The following is a 23,727-nucleotide window of genomic DNA, read 5'->3' as shown; positions in this document are numbered from 1 at the left end:
AATATTTACTGCTTAGGTGCTAACTTCATTAAAAATGTGCGTAATTGTACAAAATCAGAGGGTAAAAAGTGTGAGAGTAGTGGTAGTTCCGCACGCTCTGCTAACTCTTTAGGTAAAGGTATTGCCTTATTAAGAATTTCTTCAACACTCTCTTTAAATTTAGCCGGGTGTGCCGTACCTAAAAACAGCCCGAACTCGCCTTCTTGCAATTGGTCACGAAGCACACGATAAGCAACTGCAGCATGTGGCTCAGATAAATACCCTTTTTTATCTAATTCACGTACTGCTTCTTTAGTCACTTCGTCACTCACAGCCCCATGCCCTAATTCATCAAGAGACCAACCTTTACGACGGAATAGCTCTTCTATACGAGGCCAGTTGTTTGGCTGACTAACATCCATCGCGTTCGATAGGGTTGCTACCGTTTGTTTTGGCTTCCATTGCCCATCAACGAGGTAACGTGGCACAGTATCATTGACGTTAGTAGCTGCAATGAAGCGCTTAACAGGTAAGCCCATTGATTTAGCTAATAAACCCGCTGTAAGATCGCCAAAATTACCACTCGGAACCGAGATCACTAATTGATCCCGTTTTTCTGCTGGGATCTGTGCGACAGCTTCAAAGTAATAACAAATTTGCGCTAATAAACGGCTGATATTGATCGAGTTAGCCGAATTTAAATACAGCGCTTTTTTTAGTTCTTCATCATCAAACGATTGTTTTACTAATGCTTGGCATGCATCGAAGTCATCTTTAATCGCAACCGTATGAATATTTTCACCCAGCGTGCAGAAGAGTTTTTCTTGCAGCGGGCTAATTTTTCCTTCTGGGTAGAGAATGACAACTTGGACGTTCTTAAGACGATAGAATGCGTGTGCAACAGCTGCTCCTGTATCCCCAGAAGTGGCAGTCAAAATGGTCACTGGCTGCTCACCAGCGACTTGCCCCAGTGCCTGAGCCATAAAGCGACCACCGAAGTCTTTAAATGCGAGTGTTGGCCCATGATATAGCTCCAGTGTCGCGATATCATCTTCAACCTTAGAAACTGGCGCAGGAAAAGCAAACGCGGCTTCGACCCTTGCAGCGAGCTCCTCATGAGGGATCTCATCACCAATAAAAGCACTTAAAATACGACTGCTACGAGTGACAAAATCTAATTTTAATAATTCGTCGATTTCAGTCGCAGTGAATTCAGGTAAGTCTTGAGGAAAAAATAAACCTTGTTGCTTGCCTAAACCTTGCTTAACCGCTTGCGCAAAACTTACTTGTTCGTTGTTATCTTTTAAATTATACAGTTTCATTATTTACCCTATTGTCCTTGCCCCGGCCAGATCCAAACGGCAGATATGCACAAAGCCTTCATCATTCTGAATATAATGTTGTTGCAAGTAGCTCGCCATTTTTTCAGCGATATGCTTCTCATCGCAAATAGCGAACAGTGTTGGCCCAGAGCCAGAAATGCCACAAGCTAATGCACCGATTTCTTTTGCATTCTGGCGTGCTGCCGCAAAACCGGGTAATAGTTGTGTACGATAAGGTTCAGCCACAACATCTTGGATCATCGTTGCTGCAAGTAACGATTGGTTTGTATGACAAGCATGAATGAACCCTGATAGGTATCGACCATGATTTACAATATCATGGCGGGGATAGCTATTAGGAAGGATCGCACGCGCTTCCGCTGTCGATACTTTAATGCCAGGATAGGCCATGACCCAATACCAGTTTTCGAATGCAGGCACAGGCTGAGAAATAATGCCATTTTGTTCGATAATCAGCTGTAAACCACCTAAAAAGCACGGTGCGACGTTATCATAGTGCACACTTCCTGAAATACGCCCCTCTAACTCCCCCATCATGCCAAGCAATTGGGTATCATCGAAGGGTTTCTCTGCAAATTCGTTTAGCGCCATCAGTGCTGCAACAACAGAACACGCACTAGAACCGAGCCCTGAACCAATTGGCATATTTTTTTCGAGCGTCATAGCGACATTTAATGGTCGACCAAGGCGCTCACAAAACAATTGCCAGCACTGGTAAACAATATTGTGTTCATTTTTTTTCGGAAGTTTAGCAACGAATTTGCCTTTATTCGTCAACGAAAAAGTGTCCGCCGCTTCAACTGTTACACAATCACCTAACAATGAACCATCCGCTGGAGAAACTGCAGCGCCAAGAACATCAAACCCGACGCTCACATTACCAATTGAAGCCGGTGCATAAACTTTAATCACTTATTAAACTCCCAGTTTCCATGAAAGGGTACGCAGCACATCCGCAAATACACCAGCTGCAGTAACATCATTACCTGCACCATAACCTCTTAATACTAAAGGAATTGGCTGGTAGTAACGTGTATAGAAGGCCAGTGCATTTTCACCATTTTTAACCTTGAAGAGAGGGTCATTACCATCCACAGCAACGATTTTCACCCGACAGCGCCCTTCTTCAATTAACCCAACATAGCGTAACACTTTTTCTTCCGCTTCTGCGGCTTTTATACGCTGTGCAAATTGTGCATCCAGTTGTGGTAAACGAGCCATAAACTCAGGAACAGAACCACTGCTATCAAAATCAGCAGGTAAAACAGGTTCAATTTCAATATCTTGTAGTTCTAAATTGTAACCCGCTTCACGGGCTAAAATTAATAATTTACGCGCCACATCCATACCTGATAAATCATCACGAGGGTCTGGCTCTGTGAAACCTTTTTCTTTAGCCAGTGTTGTGGCTTCCGATAAAGACATGCCCTCGTCTAATTTCCCAAAGATGAATGATAAAGAACCCGATAAAATTCCACTAAAGTGAACTAGTTCATCCCCTGCATTCAGTAAGTTTTGTAGGTTCTCGATAACGGGTAAACCTGCACCTACGTTGGTGTCATAGAGGAATTTACGTTTCGATGTTTCACTTGCCGCACGTAACTGATGGTAGTAATCCATCGACAAAGTGTTGGCTTTTTTATTCGGTGTGACCACATTAAAGCCATCTTTCAAGAAATTAACATACTGCTCTGCAATTTCCTGATTTGATGTGCAATCGATAATGACAGGGTTCAAGAAATGGTATTCACGCTCTAAACGAATTAAACGGCTTAAGCTAAATGGCTCTTTCGCTTCCGCCAGTTCCGCTTTCCAGTTACCTAAATCGATCCCTTGCATATCCGTGAGCATTGCACGTGAATTCGCAATACCACAGACACGTAAGTCGATATGCTTTTGTTTTAGCCATTGTTGCTGGCGATGAATTTGTTCAATTAACGCATTACCAACCCCACCAACACCAATGACAAAGGCTTCAATAACTTGTTCTGCATTAAATAGCATTTGGTGGCATAAGCGTACCGCAGTTGTGGCAGCGTCATTGGCAATAACGGCAGAAATAGAACGCTCAGAAGACCCCTGCGCAATAGCGACAATGTTAATGTTGCCACGAGTTAACGCAGAGAAGAAACGAGCCGAAATGCCTTTCAAAGTACGCATACCGTCGCCCACCACAGAAATGATCGCTAACTGCTCCATCACATCCAGTGGCTCAAGTACGCCATCTTTCAACTCTAAGTAAAACTCTTCTTCCAGTGCTGCACGGGCTCTGACTAACTCATTTTGTGGGACACAAAAACTAATACTGTATTCTGATGAAGATTGCGTGATCAGAACAACCGAGATCCCTCGACGAGACATGACGGAGAAAATACGTGCAGCCATACCGACCATCCCCTTCATACCGGGGCCAGATACGTTGATCATCGCCATATTATTCAGGTTGGTGATCCCTTTCACTGGCGTGCTGTCGTCAGTTTGGCCATCACCAATTAAAGTGCCAGGCGCGCTTAAATTAGTGGTGTTTTTTATCAGGCAAGGGATTTGGAATTGAGCAATTGGGGCGATGGTACGAGGATGGAGAACTTTGGCACCAAAATAGGATAACTCCATGGCCTCTTGGTATGACATGCCTTTCAATAAACGAGCGTCAGGCACTAAACGCGGGTCACATGTATAGACGCCATCAACATCAGTCCAAATTTCACAACAGTCGGCACGTAAGCAAGCCGCTAGCACTGCGGCTGAATAATCAGACCCATTACGGCCTAATACCACTAATTCACCCTTCTCATTACCTGCGGTGAAGCCTGCCATTAGGACAAAATGCTCTTTCGGTATATTTAAATCAGAAATGCGTTTTGTTGACTCATTTATATCAACTGTAGATTCAAGGTAGTGGCCTTTCGCGAGTAAGCTCTCAACAGGGTTAATGACGGTCACATTATGACCGCGTGCTTTTAGCACAGACTCCATAATTGCGATAGAGAGTTTCTCACCACGGCAGATAATTGATGCGTTAATGCTGTCTGGACACTGTCCGAGAAGAGTAATACCATGCAGTACTTGTTTGATTTGCGCGAATTCGTGCTCTGTCAGTTTTTTTAACCGGTCATATTCAAAACCAGGTTGTTTTTCTTTTAATCCTTTTAAAAGGTTAGCAAAAATCATTTCAGCATCATTAACATGCGTGATGACATCTTGTCCTGCAACCGTTTTTTCAATCATAGCAACCAAATGGTTAGTGATTTTTGCTGGCGCGGATAACACCAAAGCCACTTGTCCATCTGCTAATTTGCCTTCAGCGATGTCAGCAACATTCAGTACTCGTTCGTCATTTGCAACCGAAGTACCGCCAAATTTAAGCACACGCATGGTATTTCTCTCCTGAATTAACACCAAAAAAAAGCCCGCATCGGTTAAGTATGCGGGCTTTTTCATTTTTATTTTTTGGATGCGTCAGCCCGCCCCGTTTCCTGTGGTTACGGTGGTGGTGGTAATAATAATAGTCAGGCTGATATTACGCATAGATTCTGTCTGTCTCTTAGATTCTTTAAGTTTCTCCCTATACGGTTAAAGCAATTGGTATATTTTGTCAAATTTATTTGTAAAACATCCCTTTTAAAACCCTTTTTTTACTTGATAAATTATCTACCAGCATGAAAAACACCTCCCCAAAAAGATATCCATCACACCAATATTGGTTTTAAAAACTAAAATAATTAAAATTTCAAGATGAATAATTTTTTAACCAACAAAAAACGAAATTGCCTATAAAACAGACAACACAGATGACCTTTAGCCATTTCTTGTGAAGAGGACCAAGGTGAAAAAATGCGTAAAAATGACCCACTCACCCCACGTATTTAGCTCATATATTTCTTACCACTTACCATTCATAGTCATCAGCCTACAACCACTAATGCAATAAATTGCAAAGTAAGTACTTACACTTAAAACCCATACTTCTTCATCTGGTTAAATTACAAACAAATGCTAGGTGATTGTTAAAAACCACCCGCGACAAAATAAAATAAGTATCTTTCCTAATTAAATAACATAAAAGCTCACAAACTGAATATTTGCATCCCGTTATCGCTAACAAGATAAATTTTTCACCTTTTTTTGTATTAAAATAACATTTCGAAATCGGAGGTAAGTCACAAATTAAACATTATTTATAATGGTATATTTAACTCATTGAAGACTATATTCATTAATACCAATCCGAAGCATCCCCTATGCATCAACTGCTCCCTTTTTTTAGACGCTATCTGATTCCTAAACACCGCATTAATTTATATAATTATCTACCTAACAATTTTTGTTAACGTGCTACAATTGATTTTGATATGTATCAACAAAAGTTAGTTTTTTAGGTGGTAAATGCAGTATTAGCTGTTATATTGCTGTTAACAGTACAATATTGGGAAAGTGCTTATATTTTGACTTGTTGTTAAAGTCTTTTGCCTGAAATGGCAACATAATGTCACTGTTGAATTTCAAAACAAATTTATACTCATAAACGTGTTTTTCCAGAGAACAATATTAAAACCACCTAACTGGAAACGGATTGTGAGTTCAGTATTCTTATTTTAATACTTTAGGTAGCAACTATGCAGACCCCACACATTTTGATTGTTGAAGATGAAATTGTCACACGCAATACGCTGAAAAGCATCTTTGAAGCGGAAGGCTATGTGGTTCATGAGGCAACTGATGGCGAAGAGATGAATAATGTTCTCTCTGAACATGACATCAATTTAGTCATCATGGATATTAACTTACCAGGTAAAAACGGTTTATTACTTGCTCGTGAACTTCGTGAGCAAGAAAGCATTGCGTTAATGTTCCTAACAGGACGCGATAACGAAGTGGATAAAATCCTTGGCCTTGAAATTGGTGCTGACGACTATATCACTAAACCATTTAACCCACGCGAACTGACTATTCGTGCGCGCAACTTACTGTCCCGTACAATGAATTTAGCGGGCGGTACTGAAGAGCGTCGTTTAGTAGAAAGCTATAAATTTAATGGTTGGGAATTAGACATCAATAGCCGTTCATTAGTCAGCCCTGCGGGTGAGCACTACAAATTACCCCGTAGTGAATTCCGTGCGATGCTGCATTTCTGTGAAAACCCAGGAAAAATTCAGACTCGTGCAGACCTGCTGAAGAAAATGACTGGCCGTGAATTAAAACCACACGACAGAACTGTTGACGTCACGATCCGTCGTATTCGTAAACATTTTGAATCGACACCTGACACACCAGAAATCATTGCAACCATCCACGGTGAAGGCTATCGCTTCTGCGGTGATTTAGACGAATAATTAGCAAGCTAATTATTTACTGATTATCAAAATCCGTTGTCTTTTAGGCAACGGATTTTTTATTGGCGAGCCATTTTTATTGCGAGTACATCGACTCAACCGTTTTTTGTTATCACCAAGGCATAATCGGCACTGCACTTAGCGCATTCTTTGGTGAACCGTCGATCATCTTGTCTGAATAAGTCAAATAAATTAATGCATTACGTTTTGGATCGTAAAAACGTACAACTTGTAATTTTTTGAAGACTAAAGACGTTCGTTTTTGAAAGACAACTTGCCCTTTCGTCGGTTTGCGTTTGACACGGTCGCTTAACTCAATCGGTCCAACTTGCTGGCATGAAATTGCAGCATCAGAGGTGTCTTCCGCTAACCCTAAACCCCCTTTGATCCCCCCTGTTTTTGAACGACTTAAATAGCAAGTGACATTCTCAACATCAGGGTCATCAAATGCTTCAACGACAATTTTATGGTCAGGGCCGAAAATTTTAAAAACAGTATCGACTGAACCGATTTCTTCAGCAAATGTCATGCTCGGCAACGCTAATAATAATGCTGTAAGTGCGATATTTTTTAATCTGGAACAACGCATACTGAATTTCCTATTCAACTAAAAATCGGTAAAACCTCGTAGTAAAACAAGACTTATTATTCACTTTCTTAACTAATTATCAAATACAACTCATTTACTATAAACGAAAAAGATAACTTGATATAGAATAGCCATTCATTGATAGATTATATCTGTTCTATAAGTCGCATTGGCTGGGGATATACATGGATCAAACTAATATTATTCGCGACTTGCTTCGCTGGATAGATGACAACCTAGATAAACCACTCTCGCTAGATAATGTTGCCGCAAAAGCGGGCTACTCAAAGTGGCATTTACAACGAATGTTCAAAGAGGTGACTGACCAAGCGATTGGTGCTTATATTCGAGCCAGAAGGCTTTCTCGAGCTGCTGTGGCATTGCGGCTAACAAGCCGACCAATTCTTGATATTGCGTTGCAGTATCGCTTTGATTCGCAACAAACTTTTACTCGAGCCTTTAAAAAGCAATTTAACCTAACCCCTGCTTTTTACCGCCGGAGTGAAGAGTGGTGTGCGGCAGGTATTTGCCCACCGATTATTTTAGATAATCACACCAATATTGAACATGAATTCCTACAAATGCCAGAGCAAGAACTGGTTGGCTTGGAACAAAGTTGTTCTTATGCGTTAGAAGAGTGGTCGACCGCTTGTTCGCAAATGCGCCAAACATTTTGGCACTACTATTTGGATAATACGACGACGATTGCGTCTGAAGTTTTTGGCTTGCACCATGCCATTCATAATCCAGAAAAAGAAGATGAACAAACGGTGTTCTATACCACGGCGGTAAAACCTGAAGATGCGAGTTTTAACACAGACCAATACTCAAGCTTAACGTTACCAAGTGGCCATTATGTTAAATTTTCATTCAATGGGACGCCAACTCGAGATGCATTACAAGAGTTTTTATACCAAATTTATGGTGTATATCTGCCTAAGCTGAATTTAACACGTCGACCAGGTTATGACATCGAACATTATCGATTAAAAAACATCGATTTACGTCATATCACCCCTGAAGATGATGACCCCAAAACACATATCGATACCTTTGATTATTATGTTCCTATCAAAACAGGTTCGGCCGCGACCCCTTAAAGCAAAGGAGTTTCAGTTTGTTGAAACTCCTTTTTCTAAATCGTTAGCCTTGCTGTTCGTCAAGAGCCGGTTGCGATAAATGTGTGACCTCACCTGCCGTTTCAACTATCCAACCATTCGCCAACCATGGACTGTTTTGGTAATCAACACGAGATAACGAACAGTTACGTAAACGAAGGCGACGTTCTGAATAAGCCGGAACCCCCATAATACGACTAATTAACGTACTTAACGCAATCCCATGGCTAACAATCAACGGGCGGCTACCTTCAGGCAAATCTAAACAACTATTTAGTGCTGCAAACATGCGTGTATACAGCTCCTCCATTGATTCACCCTCTGGAATTCGTCCTCCACGTGTGCCATCAATTAAGCTTTTACGCCACTGTTCTTCCTCTGGCGTTAACGACTCTATTGCTCTTTGCTCAAGAACGCCCATATTTAGTTCACGTAGACGCGGTTCTGTGGTAATTTCACACCCGCACACACTTGCAATTATTTGTGCAGTTTCCAGTGTGCGTCCCATATCACTAGTGATAATATGGGTAATGCCTTCTGACTTTATCCTCTCAGCCACCTGCCTTGCTTGCAGTCGTCCAGTGGCGGTCAGAGGGCTATCGGATTGTCCCTGGATGCGACGAGCTAAATTCCATTCAGTTTCGCCATGGCGAACAAGATAAACCTGTAACATAGATGTGTTCCGTTATTACTTTTCGAAGTATGTGTTCAAAGGAAAATAATTAATGTACCAAGTTATAGCTGCAACGACTAATCCTGCCAAAATTAAAGCGATCCATCTTGCTTTCGATGCTGTTTTTGGGGCTGGCAGTTATCAAATTGAAGATATTAATGTCGATAGCAGTGTTCCACAGCAACCTATCGGTAATAATGAAACCCGTACTGGGGCTAGACAACGCGTGATGGCCTCTAGGCAAGTTCGCCCTGAAGCGGATTTTTGGGTTGGTATTGAAGCGGGTATCGAAGACGATATGACATTTGCTTGGATAGTAATTGAACATAAGCAAATACGTGGTGAATCCCGCTCTGCCAGTATTATGATCCCAGAAAAAATTCTGGCGGGTATTCGTGAAGGCCGTGAACTCGGCGATGAAATGGCCTTTTTAACAGGCATCGATAATATCAAACAACAAGGTGGTGCCATTGGTTTTTTCACTGACGGGGTATTAACTCGCACCAGTGTTTACCAACAAGCCTTGATATTGGCCTTGGTTCCCATTAAGCATGAAATTTATAAAGAGCTAAACCAAGTAGAAGATTAATTATACTTAAAATAATTAAAATTGCATGTGCGATTAAACACCACTCTTTTCACACTAAAGTATGGGAAACCATACTTTTTTTGTGACTATTAATTTGAAATACGATAAATACCAATACGATAAATAGTTCGGATTATAAGTAGCTGGCAAGTGGTGCTAAGCCCTAGGAGCATACACAAGTATGTGACTAGGGCGAATGAGCGAAGCCTGAACCCCCCTACAATTTGAAATACGATAAATACCAATACGCTAAATAGTTTGGATTGTGGCTAGGCGGCAAGTGAGGTTATCCCGATGAGCATACACAAGTATGTGATTCGGGTAACCAAATGCAGCCAACAACGCCACAGAGCAAAATATGACGCGTATTTTAGAGAAGTTGTTGCTCCAACCACTCCTTCACAGGAATAGGCGCTGACTTTAAGCTATTCGAACCCCGAGTAATAGTTGCTATCCCCACGCCGAGCTCATTTTTCAGTTCTCTTTGGCTCATTTCACCGCGCATCAACTCTTGCACAATTTTAACGCGAGTCGCTAACGCTGTGCGCTCATCTGGCGTGAGTAATAACTGAAGAACTGGCAGATGAATATCTTGTTCAAATGCCAATTGTAATAAATTCACAAAGCGCAGCCAGTCAGCGTTTTCATCAGCAGTCAGTGCCGGGTCATGTTGTTGATTTGCTGTCATCGTTTATCCACCCATACTATTTAACTAGTACAAATAATAACACACTCTTATTAGAAATCATCAACCAAACACCATTTTCATTTAGTTACTGCGTTAATATGCTAAATAGTTTGAGTTGTGACTAGGCGACCAGCGAGGATAGCTCGGGGAGCATACACAAATATGTGACTAGGGCTTACATACGAGGCCCCTATAAATCGAAATATAATAAAGATAAATACTCAAAATAGTTCGGATTGTAGGTAGGCGGCAAGTGATGCTAAGCCCTAGGAGCATACACAAGTATGTGACTAGAGCTTACATACGAAGCCCCTATAAATCGAAATATAATAAAGATAAATACTCAAAATAGTTCGGATTGTAGGTAGGCGGCAAGTGATGCTAAGCCCTAAGAGCATACACAAGTATGTGACTAGAGCTTACATACGAAGCCCCTATAAATCGAAATATAATAAAGATGAATACTCAAAATAGTTCGGATTGTAGGTAGACGGCAAGTGATGCTAAGCCCTAAGAGCATACACAAGTATGTGACTAGAGCTTACATACGAAGCCCCTATAAATCGAAATATAATAAAGATAAATACTCAAAATAGTTCGGATTGTAGGTAGGCGGCAAGTGATGCTAAGCCCTAAGAGCATACACAAGTATGTGACTAGAGCTTACATACGAAGCCCCTATAAATCGAAATATAATAAAGATGAATACTCAAAATAGTTCGGATTGTAGGTAGACGGCAAGTGATGCTAAGCCCTAAGAGCATACACAAGTATGTGACTAGAGCTTACATACGAAGCCCCTATAAATCGAAATATAATAAAGATAAATACTCAAAATAGTTCGGATTGTAGGTAGGCGGCAAGTGATGCTAAGCCCTAGGAGCATACACAAGTATGTGACTAGAGCTTACATACGAAGCCCCTATAAATCGAAATATAATAAAGATAAATACTCAAAATAGTTCGGATTGTAGGTAGGCGGCAAGTGATGCTAAGCCCTAGGAGCATACACAAGTATGTGACTAGGGTTAGCGAACGTAGCCAACACCCCTACAATTCGAAATATGAAGAGTATTTATTAGTATTTCATATTCCACTCATTAGGAAGCAATATCTTACTATTTTTCTGCCCCATAAAGTGCCTATAGAATAAGTCATACGACAACACATTTTTCACATAACCGCGAGTTTCTGAGAACGGAATACTTTCAACAAATGCGACCGCATCAATGCGCCCCCCGCTGTTACCTAACCAGCGAGTCACACGAGATGGGCCTGCATTATAAGCCGCACTAGCTAAAATACGGTTATTACCAAATTGCTGATAAACATCTTCCAAATAAGCTGTTCCTAGCTCAATATTGGTTGTCGGGTTAGTCAGTTGGCTCGTATTCACATAATTAATACCCTGCTTCTGTGCGGTATGTTTTGCTGTTGCAGGCATCAACTGCATCAAACCTGTCGCTCCAACCGGTGAACGAGCCTGTGGATTCCACGCACTTTCTTGGCGAGCGATCGCCATTGCATAACTCTTTTGAATATCTTTCGACTTGGTATATAGATTGAATTCTTTGTCCCACGCTAATGGGAAACGCTCTTCTAGGTGATCCCAAAGTTTGGCTGTGATGGTCGCTTGGACACTGAGATCTGCCCATTTATGATCAAACGCATAACGCGCCAATTGCTCTTTCTGGTTTGCTGGCAGAGATGCCACTAAACTCACCCACTCAGAACGGGCAAGGTTATCCATTTCCCAGTACATTAACTCACGAACACGTTGCACTTCAGGCAATTGATCAATACTTGAATCAGGCTTAACCGCACTTTTTACATACACCGGATAGTCAATTTCTAGCACCTGTGCGGCCACCATTGGGTAGAAGCCGCGCTTCTCCGTTAATTGGCGAAGTAATGCCTCTCCTTCCGCTTTTTTGCCTGCATCAATTAACGTGATAGCCTGCCAATACTGCCACTCTTCTTTATTTTTGACATCTGCTGGCAAGCGTTTTAGCCATGACGCAACACCGATTTTATCACCAGCTCCTAACGCTAAACGAACACGACGCTCTTTCAATGACGATGAATTACTTTCTTGAATAGTTTCATCACGCCATTGAGCCTGCTCTGGGGTCACATCTCCCATATATTGCCAAGCAACACTGTCTTTAAGTAACTGCTTTTCTGCCATATTCATTTTTTGGGCAGAACTGATGCTATTCAGTACTGTACGAGCCGCATCAGGGGATTGGCGTGCATAACGGCTAAAAGCCGCGATGGTGGCTTGACGAGTAAAATCTGTTGGCGTCATCGTTTTGGCGAATGTCACAACTGAGGCAGGGTCATTTTGTAATTTCACTAACGCATCACCAATCGTTTTATAGCTTGGCGGTAAGCGTTTCGCTAAATAACTCGCAATCGAGGTATTGCCCTCTTTTATGGCTAAGTTAATACGCTCAAGGGTCATCTCAGGGGTTAAATAACCCGCTTTTTCCCATTCGTTAAATAATTTATCACAGGCACTCGGCATTGAACGGCCATTTAACCAGGCTTTTTCTGCCCCTTGCCAAGCAATTTGCTTATTTCCCACCGCCCAATTAGCAAAATAAAAATTACATTGTGCTTCGGCAGGTTTTGGCGCTTCAGGGCTAAATTCAAGCAGCGATTTCCACTCTTGGCGGCGAGCTAATTCGTTGACAAAGCGTGTTTTCAGGTTTTTAGCGACAGGCAAGGTTGGATAGGTATTAATAAACTCCTGAACTTGGCGTGGCGAGATAATATCTAAGTCTTGAGTTAACTCACGATAAGCGAGATAAGGGTAAAGTGGATAATCATGCAAGGTCGGTAGCAAGCGCTCGACTTCATCCATTTTATTGGCATCCCATGCAACCTTAATTGCCTGATAACGCTCCCGTTGTGCCTGTAAGGAATCCGCCCATACGGTGCTGGAAACCAGCAACATTGTCACAGGTACTGCCGCTAACCAACCTTTCATATTCACTCGCTCCATCGCTAAACTAAAGTCAAAATACAGGAAAAGCCTTAACCTAAATATACCCCAAATAATTCGAGTTGCAGGTAGGCGAAAAGCGCTGCAACTTGAAGGATCATGGATATATTAAACATATATCAATACTATGAATGCTACCGAAAGTTTTTATTTAGTAACAGCAGAGAGTTCTTGAATTTTTCGACTTTACAGTCTTTTACGTATCATTCAGTCCATGAATGACTTAAAACCTTCCTTCCGCGAAAATAAAGGTTTAATGGCGGGGCGTTTTTCCAAAGAAGCTTGCCAAAGTTCATACTGGGCTTGCATCTCAACCCACATTTCAGCACTGGTTCCGAGTGCCATTTCTAATCGTATCGCCATATCTGCCGAAATACCGCTATTACCGTTGAGAATACGCGAGAGAGTTGTACGTGTTACCTCCAATGCTTTTGCAGCTTCAGTGACTGAAATACCCTCTAAATATTCACGTAAAACGATACCCGGATGTACTGGATTATGCATTTTGCTCATTATGTTCACCTTACTTAATGATAATCTTGATAATCAACGAGAATGGCATCTTCACCCTCAAATTTAAATGTGAGTCGCCAGTTTCCATTCACTGATATTGCCCAATGATGCTGCAAATCTCCCCGTTTTAATTGATGGAGATTCCAACTTGGTGCAAACATATCTTGTGGTTTTTTAGCAACATTGAGCGCAGTCAGTTGTACCCGTAACTTTGTTATGTGCTTCGATTGAATACCAGACGTAATGCCCATTTTAAAAAAGTGTTCAATTCCTTTATGTTTAAAACTTTTTATCATGGCCAACTACATGTATAGCGTATAGACACACTATACACCCACGAATTAATAATAGAAAGTCATCAAGCTTGTATCACTGAGAGGGATGGATGATCTTCTGATGTTCAGGTATAGTTCTAGAAAATTATATAGCTGTTTATTAAATGCTTTTCAGCCTAAGCTTGTTAAAGCAAAAATAGACTAAAAAACTAAAATTCCCTTTACAAATCAAAAGGTAAATAAATTGGCTCAATACGTCTACAGTATGTATCGGGTTGGAAAAATTGTTCCACCGAAACGTCATATTTTAAAAAATATCTCTCTGAGCTTCTTTCCGGGGGCTAAGATCGGTGTTTTAGGTCTTAATGGTGCCGGTAAATCAACGTTACTGCGTATTATGGCGGGTATTGATACCGATATCGAAGGTGAAGCACGTCCACAACCAGGTCTGAAAATCGGCTATCTTCCGCAAGAACCGAAGCTAAACCTTGAGCACACCGTACGCGAAGCTGTTGAAGAAGCGGTTAGCGAAGTGAAAAATGCATTAACGCGCTTAGACGAAGTTTATGCGGCTTACGCGGAAGAAGGTGCAGACTTTGATAAACTCGCAAAAGAGCAAGGCGAGTTAGAAGCGATTATTTCCGCGCAAGATGGCCATAACCTTGATAACCAACTGGAGCGTGCAGCAGATGCCCTACGCCTGCCAGCTTGGGATGCCAAAATCGAGAACCTTTCAGGGGGTGAACGCCGCCGTGTGGCAATTTGCCGTCTGCTATTAGAAAAACCAGACATGTTACTGCTCGATGAGCCAACCAACCACTTGGATGCCGAGTCTGTTGCTTGGTTAGAGCGTTTCTTACACGACTACGAAGGGACTGTTGTGGCTATCACGCATGACCGTTACTTCTTAGATAACGTCGCGGGTTGGATCCTCGAACTTGACCGTGGTGAAGGTATTCCTTGGGAAGGCAACTACTCTTCTTGGCTTGAGCAAAAAGATGAACGTCTGGCGCAAGAAGCCTCTACAGAAGCCGCTCGTCGTAAATCTATCGAGAAAGAGCTTGAGTGGATCCGCCAAAATCCAAAAGGCCGTCAGGCTAAAGGTAAAGCGCGTCTTGCTCGTTTTGAAGAGCTTAATAGCGTGGAATATCAAAAACGTAATGAAACCAGCGAACTCTTTATTCCACCTGGACCGCGTTTAGGGGATAAAGTTATCGAGGTTGAAAACCTAAGTAAATCTTATGGTGACCGCGTTCTGATTGATAACCTGAATTTCTCAATCCCTAAAGGGGCGATTGTCGGGATCATCGGCCCTAACGGTGCGGGTAAATCCACCCTGTTCCGTATGATTTCAGGCCAAGAGCAACCGGACTCTGGCTCCATCACATTAGGCGATACCGTGAAAATTGCCTCTGTTGACCAGTTCCGTGATGCGATGGACGACAGCAAAACTGTCTGGGAAGAAATTTCCAACGGCCAAGACATCATGCGTATTGGTAACTTTGAAATTCCAAGCCGCGCTTACGTCGGTCGCTTTAACTTTAAAGGCGTAGACCAAGGTAAACGTGTTGGTGAGTTATCTGGTGGTGAACGCGGCCGTTTACACTTAGCCAAACTACTGCAAGTGGGCGGTAACGTCCTGTTACTCGATGAACCAACCAACGACCTCGACGTTGAAACTTTACGTGCGTTGGAAAACGCCCTGTTAGAGTTCCCGGGCTGTGCTATGGTTATTTCCCATGACCGTTGGTTCCTTGACCGTATTGCAACTCATATCATTGATTACCAAGACGAAGGTAATATTACGTTCTTCGAAGGTAACTTCTCTGAATATGAAGATTACAAAAAACGGACGTTAGGTGCGGAAGCACTTCAACCGCACCGGATGAAGTATAAGCGTATGACCAAATAATCCCTGTCATAATTTAGAATTATAGCGGTGTTGGCTGCTTTCGTGAGCCCTAGTCACATACTGGTGTATGCTCCTAGGGACTCACTCTCTTGCCGCCTACCTATAATTCAAATTATTTAAGGGATCGATATCATATAGATAGAATCAAAACGGCATCATTCGATGCCGTTTTTTATTGTGAGGCTTTATAAGTCATCCAACATCAATAGCTGCTGAACGAGGGTGACACACTCTAAGAAGCGCGTATCGTAATCAGAAGATTCTACACGGACAAACTCAATATTATTTTTCTTAAGCATTTCAATAAGTAAGTTTTGGAAAGCTTTCCTGTCTTTATCACTTCCTAAACTGCGTAACCCATCAGCCACCCAAGGGGTGTTGTTTTCCAAAACTATCACCAAATCGAATCGGTACTCATCAATCAGTGCCTGAACAAATGGGTGTTCTTTACCTTCATAGCGCAAACAGAAGGCTTGGGTCGTGACAAAGTCGGTATCAATAAATGCCACTTTATTGGCATATTTTACTGCAAAATCAATATACTGGGCATGCCCTAAAGCAATTTTGTCGTAATCAGAATATTGCAATGCCATCTCATCACCACCAAGGTGGCTAAATACGTAGTCACGGCCATATTCCCACGCACTGGATGTATTGAAAATATTGGCTAACTTATTGACTAGCGTCGATTTACCACTCGATTCACCGCCTAAAATCGCCACTTTACGCACAAAGAAGGGTTTCACTTCAGTTGGAATATATTCCCAATAACGAAATGGCGCTTGGCGAATTTGGTTACCACTGATATTCATAAACGTGCGCTCAGGGTCAATCAAAATGGTTTCGATACCTAAGTATTTTTTATAGCGCGGAGCGTCATTCGCTTCCCCTGAATAGATAAAACTCGGATTGATATTATGCTTTTTCAAAAAGCCTTTCATTCCGTCACTCCACACTTCCCAACCATGTGGATAGGGCTCTATGCCGTTTTCATCAAACGAGTGAATATGAATATTTTTTTGATATTTAAAGGTTTGTAATAACCACCGTAAACGGTCGCTCACAGTGGGTTGTTGAGACATAGAACTGTTAACAAACAAGTCTTTATCGCGAGGTTCATCATGGCAGAGAATGACGTGAAGTTCATCCACTTGGCTGCATGCTCGCTGAATCAAATAAATATGCCCAGTATGCAATGGATAAAATTTGCCAAACACCACACCGATCGTTTTTTGCTGATTTGGATATTCAAGGCCTAAAAAACGATGCAAAGCCGCTATTTTTTGTGCGCTGGGGCTCTTAATTTTGTCGTTAATTAACTGGCTGAGATAGCCTTTGGTCATATCTGTCGCATCCGCAACTTGCTGGAGCGTATACCCTGCTCGTTTGATTGCGTTTTTGAGATAGTCAAATTCAGCCATGTATTTTCCTTTTACCTAAATTAAAAGCTTATAGTTCATCCAAAATACTTAATGCATCCGCTAATTTTTTTACGCCATACACTTTCATATCTGGCGGTGATTTTTTGGGCATATTCGCATGGGGTACAATGGCGCGTTTAAAACCGTGTTTTGCTGCTTCAGAGATACGTTCCTGCCCACTTGGTACAGGGCGAATTTCCCCTGCAAGCCCCACTTCACCAAATACAACCAGATCTCTAGGCAATGGACGATCACGAAAACTGGAAACCAAAGAAAGTAATAAGGCTAAATCCGCACTGGTTTCAGTCACTTTTACCCCACCCACGACGTTAACAAAAACGTCTTGGTCTGACATTTGCAAACCACCATGACGGTGTAATACGGCCAATAAAATGGCCAAACGGTTTTGCTCAAGCCCAACCGCAACACGCCGTGGGTTCGACATCATTGAATGGTCCACAAGCGCTTGGATTTCCACCAGCAAAGGCCGTGTTCCTTCCCAAACTACCATCACGGAGCTTCCTGAAGTAATTTCATCACCACGACTCAAAAAGATTGCCGAAGGGTTACTCACTTCTTTAAGCCCTTGTTCTGTCATGGCAAACACGCCTAATTCATTGACTGCACCGAAACGGTTTTTATGGCTACGCAAAGTACGGAAGCGATTATCTGCATCGCCATCTAACATGATAGAACAGTCAATACAGTGTTCGAGAACTTTTGGTCCCGCCAGTGAGCCATCTTTGGTGACGTGACCGACCATTATGATGGCAACACCACGCGTTTTGGCGAAGCGAGTGAGATAAGCCGCGGTTTCTCTCACTTGTGCCACACTCCCCGGTGATGATTGAATGTCAGCCATATGCATCACTTGGATGGAGTCAATCACCATCAGTTTGGGTTGTTCTTGCTCTGCGGTTAAGCAAATTTGCTCAATACTGGTTTCTGACAGCATATTGAGTGAGTCAGTCGGTAGCCCTAAACGGTGTGCTCGCATCGCCACTTGTTGCAATGACTCTTCCCCTGTGACATACAAGGTTTTCATTTCACGCGACAACAAACACATGGTTTGCAGTAATAAGGTACTTTTACCCGCTCCCGGATTCCCCCCAATAAGGATAGCACTTCCGGGCACGACGCCACCGCCTAGCACGCGGTCAAATTCTTTAAACCCAGTGGTAAAACGAGGGAGTTCTTCAAGGCTAATGTCAGATAATTTCTGAACTTTGCTCACACCAGCCGCATTACCTGCATACCCCGTTAAGCGGTCATTACGCGATGAAGAGCTTGTGGAGGCCAGGCGCACTTCTGTAATGGTATTCCATGCATGGCAAGCACTACATTGCCCTTGCCAACGTGGATAATCCGCCCCGCAATCATTACAGACAAACGCCCTTTTAACCCCTTTCGCCACAGCAAACTCCTCTTAAAATTATTCTGTATTACAACCGACGAACCACAGCACTCTAAATTTTCTTAAAATTTTGAATACTAATTTGGCTTAATATTCAAAATGAATGGTGTTGTAGCAAGGCGGCAAGTAAAGCTAAGCCCTAGGAGCATACACAAGTATGTGACTAGGGTTAGCGAGCGCGGCCAACACAGCTACAGCGCAATCCATGACGAATATTAGCGTTCTTCGTGTTTGAGGCCCCCACTCAATACACACATCACCCCCATGAGATCTGCGTGACGAATAGCGACCTTCGCCCTTGCATACACCTTTGGTTTCGCATGATAAGCAATACCCAGCCCCGCTTTACGGATCATCTTCAGGTCATTTGCCCCATCACCGATGGCAACAGTTTGCTCGATTGGAATTTCCAGTTTTTCTGCCAGCTTAACCAAGGTTTGCGCTTTATATTTTGCATCCACAATTGGGCCTCTGACCTTGCCTGTTAGCTTACCGTTTTTCACTTCTAGCTGGTTCGCAACAGCAGCCACCAATTTAAGCCGTTGACGTAAATTATCCGCAAAGAAAGTAAAACCGCCGGATGCTATCGCAATGTGCCAATTCATCGCTTGTAATTTACGCACGAGGTTTGTTAAACCTGGCATCAAAGGCAGTGTTTCCATCACTTGGTCAAGAATAGCGGCATCTGCACCTTCAAGTAAGCTGACTCGCGCTCGTAGGCTTTCCGTAAAATCGAGCTCCCCTAGCATGGCTCTCTCAGTCACTTCAGCCACCTGCTCCCCCACTCCGGCTAAGCGAGCAATTTCATCGATACATTCAATTTGAATAGCTGTCGAGTCCATATCCATCAGTAATAGACCCGGTGAACGCAAACGTGGAATTTGCCCCAATGGCACGACATCTAATAAACATTCGTCAGCGAGTTTTTTAATTCGAGGGGTAATACTCCCGGCAATTCTGACCACTTGGTAGTCATCAATACGCCACGAGGAGACAATTACGATAGCGATCCCTAATCGCTGTTGGAAATTACTGATCCGCGCTTTATCTAAGCCACGACCATATAGTAACCACCCACTGTCACCTGCACGATAATCCAATGGCATCACTTCTTCACCGCTTAACGACAATGGCAACCCCGGCCATTTTTGGATTTCGTCGGGTAGATAACAATAGGTTAAGCTCGTTGACATGAAAATTAGCTCCTGTAATCGATATACTCGTCATACTTCAAGTTGTCTGGTTGTTGACTACGCTCAGCTAGCCGAATCACATACTTGTGTATGTTCATCGGACTATCTTCGTTTGTCGCCTACATACAACTCGAATTATTTAGAGTGTAACTTTTTTATAATGAGAGTTGCGAGCAGCCGAACGAAGCCACTATACTAAATTTTAAGGCTTTATGACCTTATGTATTTACTGTTAAAACGGAAGATAACCCTATATTCGCTGAAGTATAACGACACCTTTATACTCAAAATAAGTCGAGAGCACCAATAAAGCAATGAAACTTACCTTTAAGCTCCACAAAACAGTTATTATCGTTATCTGCGTTGCGCTGGTAACTTTACTCATGCATGGTATTTCTTATTTAGGAAATAGCCAAAACCAAGGCCGAATTGAGCAATTTAAACAATTGACCTATGTTCTTGCTAAGCAAGTCGCTTTCAGCTTATCTGATTATATTGTTCCCGGCAGTAAAGATTTTAATTTAGAACGAATTAATGCCAATTTAAATAACGTGGTAAAAGATAGGTATATTTTAGATGCCAGCATCTATACGGCCAGTGGCACACTGATCACTCAAGTCGGTGAGCCTGCAACGGTAAAAGAACGGCTCGCAATAGATGACAACTCATCACTGCAAAATTTTCAATACCAACTTGTCGTTCCCATCCAAGGCACAAAAGAGCCAAAAGGCTATTTACGTTTAACTATTGATACAGAGCTCCTTTCCGCTGAAATTCAACAAGCCGATAACAGCACCAATGTATTGCGAATTTTTATTCTACTCGCCTTATGTATTGGCTTCGTTTTAGCCAATACATTACTGCGTTTAAAGAAAAAGAAAGGCCACAAGCAAGCCCCACCGCTAGTCGTTAATACGGATGAGAATCAAGATGATAATGAAGACGATGAGAGTAATGAAGACGACAATCAAGGAAGCAAAGCGCCCCCGGCAACGAAGCCTGCACGTTTAAAACGAAAAAAAGAACAGCGGCCTTATCGCCCTAAGCGGCCTACCCCAAAAAACAAGCCCAATTCGTCTGATAAATAGCCCCCAAAAGGGCTATTCGGTTGAATTTAAATAGAGGTTGTGTCGAACACAATTGGCGCAACAAACTCGACTTGGCCATCGACCAACAATGTTTCTGGTGGCATAGGGAAAGGCGCTGCACGTGAAATTGTCGCCAATGCTTCTTTATCCAATATTTTTGTACCGGATGAATTCAATAAACTGGCGGCAATCACTTCACCCCGTCTATCCAAAATCACTTTGATATGAGAGACCCCTGTTGAACGGTAACGCAGTGCTGCACGCGGGTAGCGCTTAGTTTTGGCTATCCGCTGATGAACCTCACTTTGCCAACCTTGGTGCCCACTTACTGCCGCAGACGCATTACTGGAAAAATTCGCACTGCTGCTAGATTCACTTCCAGATGCAGGAGCGGAAGTCACCGTAGACTCCTGCGTGGTAACAGGGGCTTCTTCGATTACTCTTTTCTCTTGCGGAATTTTCTTTTTCGGTGGGCGTTTTTTCTCGCTAACTTTTGTTAACGTGCCATTATCTACGATCGCAGTCTCAGGTAATTTATCGACCTTTTCAACAACTTCAGGTAATGACTCCTCTCGCGTTGTCATCTGTTGTTTAGGTGCATGGTTAATTTCAGGCTCTGCCTGTTGTTCAAGCTGATAAACACCCAGCTGCAACGAGATTGCCGGAGGTAACACCCCAGTCTTCGGAATTGAAGAGGTAAACCACCCGATAAAAATGATTGCCAGTGTTCCATGGAAAAGACAACTTAAAACCAAACCGCCTAGTGGACGGAAAATCGGGCGCTCTAACTGGCCCGTCATACTGCTCATATTCTGCCTCACGACTTTATTTTTTGCAGATTATAGGCATAATACAAACAAAAATGATATTCATTATTATTAGTAAAAACACAATTATTAAAACAACTTATTGATTTAAATAATAAAGTAATCTGAGCAGATTATTAATCAGCACAATTGTGCTCTTTTATGACATTAACACCAGTAAAATGACTATTGATAAATCTCTTGCCCGTAAAATTAGCGGTGCGTATCAGTCAACATATAGCCAACTTGTGCGCTTTTTCCGCAATCGGCTAGATAACAGCAATGATGCTGATGATTTATCACAGGATGTGTTTACACTATGGCTAAACCGTAAAGAACAAACGCCTGTAAAAGAGAGCCGCGCTTACCTGTTTAAAATTGCGAATCATGTTTTGATTGACCATTGGCGACGTAACCAACGCCAAACTAGATCGGAAACATCCATTGATGATGTTACTCATGAGTCTCATTTTGAACAGAGCCAAGCTGATCCCAGTGAAATATTGGAACATCAGCAACGGATCCAACGGCTAAGCGAAGCACTTGAAACGTTGCCACCCCGTCGACGAGAAGCTTTTTTGCTTTATCGTTTTGATGGTTTATCTCAAAGTGAGATTGCTGAGCGAATGGAAATTTCAATCAGTATGGTGGAAAAACATATTGCAGCAGCACTTGTTCACTGTAAAAAACACCTTGATAATCAGGGCAATAATTTGTAATGACACACGACTCTTTGCAAACAGCAGATGATGAAAGTCGCATTGATGAAGAGGCTGCGCTGTGGTTTACCCGCATGCACAGCCAACGAATCAGTGCCCTTGAAACTGAGCAATTCAAACAATGGATTGCAGCGTCACCTGAACATGCAAGAGCTTATGATGCAATCGCTGGGCTATGGCGCGATTTTGATCACATGCCGCGCCCTGCTAGTACAACACTCCCCAAGGAAAAACGCCCTTTTTTTCGCTTATGGCGCCCTTTGGGCAATACCCTAGCAGCATTTTTCATTGCGGCTATTTTGTTTTTGCCATACAGCCACTTGCCTGCAATGTTGCTCAATAATATGACTTTAGTAGCAACGAATACGCCTAAAGAAGTCACATTGCCTGATGGCTCCCAGCTATTTCTCAACCGCAATACACGCATTCATGTTGCCTATGAAACCCCGGTACGTAACCTGTATCTAGAACAGGGAAATGTTTACTTCAAAGTCAAATCCAACCCTTATCGGCCTTTTGTTGTTCAAGCTGATAACCGACGTATTCAAGTGGTGGGGACAGAATTTGAAATTAATAAAGTGGCTCAGCAAGTTGCCGTGAATGTCAGCAAAGGCATTGTCAGTTTTGAAGATGCAGCAAGCAAACAGCCAGTATTCTTACTTGCCGGAGACAGCGCAGTCAGTCAATCACCAAATAGCCCAATCACTCGCCAACAAATCAACCCGCTAGATGTGGCTCGTTGGCGTTTTGGTGAGTTAATTTTTGTTGATAAACCGCTTTCAGAGGTACTCGACGAACTTAAAAACTATTCGTCGATAAATATCGAGCTTTCCCCCACTCAATTGGCGAAGAGTAAAATCTCAGGTCGCATCAATACTCATCAGCCAGAACAGTTTTTTCAGGCCCTTCCCTCTTTACTTCCCGTACAAGTTGTCTACCGAGACAAAAATAACGTATTGATTATTCAAAACAAAAAAAATAAATGAAAAATATTTTCATTTGCAGGTGAGGATAATTCTCATTTCACCCTCTTCTTAACTAGTCATCATTTTGCTGACCTATTTTCG

The 23,727-nt window shown here is 42.4% G+C and carries 21 protein-coding genes and 1 other annotated feature; of the genes, 7 read left to right on the top strand and 14 right to left on the bottom strand.

Going from position 1 to position 23,727, the window contains the following annotated elements:
• Positions 1–5: 5 nt before the first annotated feature.
• The 4 genes from thrC to thrL form a co-directional block, all read right to left on the bottom strand.
• The gene (thrC, locus tag CYG50_RS01820; RefSeq protein ID WP_102138960.1) at positions 6–1,301 is read right to left on the bottom strand and encodes a threonine synthase; all 1,296 of its coding nucleotides are present in this window, start codon (positions 1,299–1,301) and stop codon (positions 6–8) included.
• A gap of 3 nt (positions 1,302–1,304) precedes the next feature.
• Positions 1,305–2,234: a homoserine kinase gene (thrB, locus tag CYG50_RS01815; protein ID WP_102138959.1), complete on the bottom strand. Its 930-nt coding sequence runs from the start codon at positions 2,232–2,234 to the stop codon at positions 1,305–1,307.
• Between the two features lie 3 nt (positions 2,235–2,237).
• Positions 2,238–4,697 (bottom strand): bifunctional aspartate kinase/homoserine dehydrogenase I, encoded by a 2,460-nt coding sequence (gene thrA, locus CYG50_RS01810; RefSeq protein WP_102139068.1) that lies wholly within the window; start codon positions 4,695–4,697, stop codon positions 2,238–2,240.
• A 24-nt stretch (positions 4,698–4,721) separates the two neighbouring features.
• Positions 4,722–4,843, bottom strand: a sequence feature (Thr leader region).
• Complete coding sequence (thrL, locus tag CYG50_RS23610; protein ID WP_071548816.1) at positions 4,782–4,850, bottom strand: thr operon leader peptide; 69 nt, start codon at positions 4,848–4,850, stop codon at positions 4,782–4,784. Its footprint overlaps the feature before it by 62 nt.
• 1,088 nt (positions 4,851–5,938) lie before the next feature.
• Between thrL and arcA the strand changes: the two genes are divergently transcribed.
• The gene (gene arcA, locus CYG50_RS01800) at positions 5,939–6,655 is read left to right on the top strand and encodes a two-component system response regulator ArcA (protein ID WP_004905684.1); all 717 of its coding nucleotides are present in this window, start codon (positions 5,939–5,941) and stop codon (positions 6,653–6,655) included.
• A gap of 112 nt (positions 6,656–6,767) precedes the next feature.
• On the opposite strand, the gene creA is transcribed toward arcA, so the two are convergent.
• Positions 6,768–7,244 (bottom strand): protein CreA, encoded by a 477-nt coding sequence (gene creA, locus CYG50_RS01795; RefSeq protein WP_102138958.1) that lies wholly within the window; start codon positions 7,242–7,244, stop codon positions 6,768–6,770.
• 185 nt (positions 7,245–7,429) lie between these two features.
• Here creA and robA point away from each other — a divergent pair, with 185 nt between their 5' ends.
• On the top strand, positions 7,430–8,344 hold the full coding sequence (gene robA / locus CYG50_RS01790; RefSeq protein WP_102138957.1) for an MDR efflux pump AcrAB transcriptional activator RobA: 915 nt from the start codon (positions 7,430–7,432) through the stop codon (positions 8,342–8,344).
• A gap of 43 nt (positions 8,345–8,387) precedes the next feature.
• Here robA and gpmB read toward each other — a convergent pair whose 3' ends face one another.
• Positions 8,388–9,035, bottom strand: a complete 648-nt coding sequence (gene gpmB / locus CYG50_RS01785) for a 2,3-diphosphoglycerate-dependent phosphoglycerate mutase GpmB (RefSeq protein ID WP_102138956.1) — start codon at positions 9,033–9,035, stop codon at positions 8,388–8,390.
• A gap of 52 nt (positions 9,036–9,087) precedes the next feature.
• On the opposite strand from gpmB, the gene yjjX reads away from it, so the two are divergent.
• Positions 9,088–9,624: an inosine/xanthosine triphosphatase gene (gene yjjX / locus CYG50_RS01780; RefSeq protein WP_004914743.1), complete on the top strand. Its 537-nt coding sequence runs from the start codon at positions 9,088–9,090 to the stop codon at positions 9,622–9,624.
• 370 nt (positions 9,625–9,994) lie between these two features.
• Here yjjX and trpR read toward each other — a convergent pair whose 3' ends face one another.
• From trpR to CYG50_RS01760, 4 genes are all read right to left on the bottom strand, one after another.
• A complete protein-coding gene (gene trpR / locus CYG50_RS01775) occupies positions 9,995–10,312 on the bottom strand; it encodes a trp operon repressor (RefSeq protein WP_094961916.1) in 318 nt (105 codons plus the stop codon).
• A gap of 1,078 nt (positions 10,313–11,390) precedes the next feature.
• Positions 11,391–13,304, bottom strand: coding sequence for a murein transglycosylase (gene sltY / locus CYG50_RS01770; protein ID WP_168222821.1), 1,914 nt, complete (start codon positions 13,302–13,304; stop codon positions 11,391–11,393).
• 222 nt (positions 13,305–13,526) lie between these two features.
• Positions 13,527–13,832: a HigA family addiction module antitoxin gene (locus CYG50_RS01765; protein ID WP_102138954.1), complete on the bottom strand. Its 306-nt coding sequence runs from the start codon at positions 13,830–13,832 to the stop codon at positions 13,527–13,529.
• 14 nt (positions 13,833–13,846) lie between these two features.
• Positions 13,847–14,128: a type II toxin-antitoxin system RelE/ParE family toxin gene (locus CYG50_RS01760; RefSeq protein ID WP_102138953.1), complete on the bottom strand. Its 282-nt coding sequence runs from the start codon at positions 14,126–14,128 to the stop codon at positions 13,847–13,849.
• Between the two features lie 223 nt (positions 14,129–14,351).
• Between CYG50_RS01760 and ettA the strand changes: the two genes are divergently transcribed.
• A complete protein-coding gene (gene ettA / locus CYG50_RS01755; protein ID WP_004914750.1) occupies positions 14,352–16,019 on the top strand; it encodes an energy-dependent translational throttle protein EttA in 1,668 nt (555 codons plus the stop codon).
• Between the two features lie 185 nt (positions 16,020–16,204).
• On the opposite strand, the gene nadR is transcribed toward ettA, so the two are convergent.
• From nadR to serB, 3 genes are all read right to left on the bottom strand, one after another.
• Entirely contained in the window at positions 16,205–17,440 is a 1,236-nt protein-coding gene (gene nadR, locus CYG50_RS01750) for a multifunctional transcriptional regulator/nicotinamide-nucleotide adenylyltransferase/ribosylnicotinamide kinase NadR (RefSeq protein WP_102138952.1), read from the bottom strand.
• 28 nt (positions 17,441–17,468) lie between these two features.
• Complete coding sequence (radA, locus tag CYG50_RS01745) at positions 17,469–18,854, bottom strand: DNA repair protein RadA (RefSeq protein ID WP_102138951.1); 1,386 nt, start codon at positions 18,852–18,854, stop codon at positions 17,469–17,471.
• A 215-nt stretch (positions 18,855–19,069) separates the two neighbouring features.
• Complete coding sequence (gene serB / locus CYG50_RS01740) at positions 19,070–20,047, bottom strand: phosphoserine phosphatase (protein WP_102138950.1); 978 nt, start codon at positions 20,045–20,047, stop codon at positions 19,070–19,072.
• A gap of 314 nt (positions 20,048–20,361) precedes the next feature.
• On the opposite strand from serB, the gene CYG50_RS01735 reads away from it, so the two are divergent.
• Positions 20,362–21,135 carry an AhpA/YtjB family protein gene (locus tag CYG50_RS01735; protein WP_102138949.1) on the top strand — a complete coding sequence of 258 codons (774 nt, stop codon included), beginning with the start codon at positions 20,362–20,364 and terminating at the stop codon, positions 21,133–21,135.
• Positions 21,136–21,161: 26 nt separating this feature from the next.
• Here the strand turns inward: CYG50_RS01735 and CYG50_RS01730 are convergent, their stop codons facing one another.
• Positions 21,162–21,944: an energy transducer TonB gene (locus CYG50_RS01730; protein ID WP_102138948.1), complete on the bottom strand. Its 783-nt coding sequence runs from the start codon at positions 21,942–21,944 to the stop codon at positions 21,162–21,164.
• Positions 21,945–22,123: 179 nt separating this feature from the next.
• Between CYG50_RS01730 and CYG50_RS01725 the strand changes: the two genes are divergently transcribed.
• Positions 22,124–22,660, top strand: coding sequence for an RNA polymerase sigma factor (locus tag CYG50_RS01725; RefSeq protein ID WP_102139067.1), 537 nt, complete (start codon positions 22,124–22,126; stop codon positions 22,658–22,660).
• A complete protein-coding gene (locus CYG50_RS01720) occupies positions 22,660–23,646 on the top strand; it encodes a FecR family protein (RefSeq protein ID WP_102138947.1) in 987 nt (328 codons plus the stop codon). The genes CYG50_RS01725 and CYG50_RS01720 overlap by 1 nt, the downstream gene beginning before the upstream one ends.
• The last annotated feature ends 81 nt before the right edge of the window (positions 23,647–23,727 follow it).

Source organism: Providencia huaxiensis (assembly GCF_002843235.3).
In the GTDB taxonomy this organism is placed as follows: domain Bacteria; phylum Pseudomonadota; class Gammaproteobacteria; order Enterobacterales; family Enterobacteriaceae; genus Providencia; species Providencia huaxiensis.
Note: the sequence above shows the minus strand (reverse complement) of the source record. Positions and strands in the feature narration are given on the sequence as shown.